This is a genomic window from Streptomyces sp. NH27 (genome assembly GCF_056859195.1).
Window position 1 is genome coordinate 1 of record NZ_JACEGK010001025.1, and the last position, 798, is coordinate 798.

A 798-nucleotide genomic window follows, 5' to 3' on the forward strand; every position below is an offset into this window, starting at 1 on the left:
GCGTGGTGGTGGGGTCGCCCTTGCCGCCCGGTGTGTCGGTCGCGGAGGTGCCTGCCGACCCGGCCGAGCCGGTTGAACCCGCCGAACCCGCTGTCCCGTCCTGGCCCGCGCCGGATGCCGACGGGTCGCCGCCACCCGTAAGGGGCTGGTCCATACCGCCGGGGTGCCGGTCACCCGATCCGGCGGTGGTGGCGCCGCCCGGGCCCGACGGCTGCGGGGTGCCGCCGCGCTTGTGACCGTGGGCGGGTACGGAGCCACCAGGTGCGGTGGGCGCGCTCAGCGACGGGTCCGCCTGCCCCGCGGGGGCCCGGCCCGTACTGGGTCCCGCCGTCAGCAGGACCCCGATCAGCGCGCCCACCGCGAGCAGGCCGATCGTGCCGAGCAACAGGAACTGCCGGCGGCGGCCCGGCAGCCCCTCCTCCACGCCGAGCGGGTCCAACGGGTCGGGGTGCGGCACCGCCTTGCCCCTGCCCCGGTCGCCCGTGCCGGTGCTCGCCTTCTCCGCGAGCCGCCACAGCTCGCCGACCCGGGCGTAGTCGGCTCCGCTCGCCTGTGCCAGCACCTCCACCGCGTCCAGCGGCGGCAACTGGCGTCCGGCCAGGACCCGTTCCCATGACTCGGCGGGTTGCGCGGTCCGCGCGGCCAGGGCCGGCACCGTCAGGCCGCTGCGGTCCTTCATCCGGCGAAGCTGCGTGGCAAGCCGCCGCATGTCCATCGGAATACGCTGCGCCAACGGCTCCCACTGCCCCACGGCAACCCCTCGCCCTCACCCGGCCCCGTTTCCCGGCCACGCTAGGA

General features: G+C 76.6%; 1 protein-coding gene. It reads right to left on the minus strand.

Annotated features, from left to right (window positions below; all coding sequences use genetic code 11):
• Window positions 1-679 (minus strand): helix-turn-helix domain-containing protein (locus AC13HU_RS37810; RefSeq protein WP_483046528.1); only part of this gene is annotated, 679 nt, incomplete at its 3' end.
• Window positions 680-798: the final 119 nt, after the last annotated feature.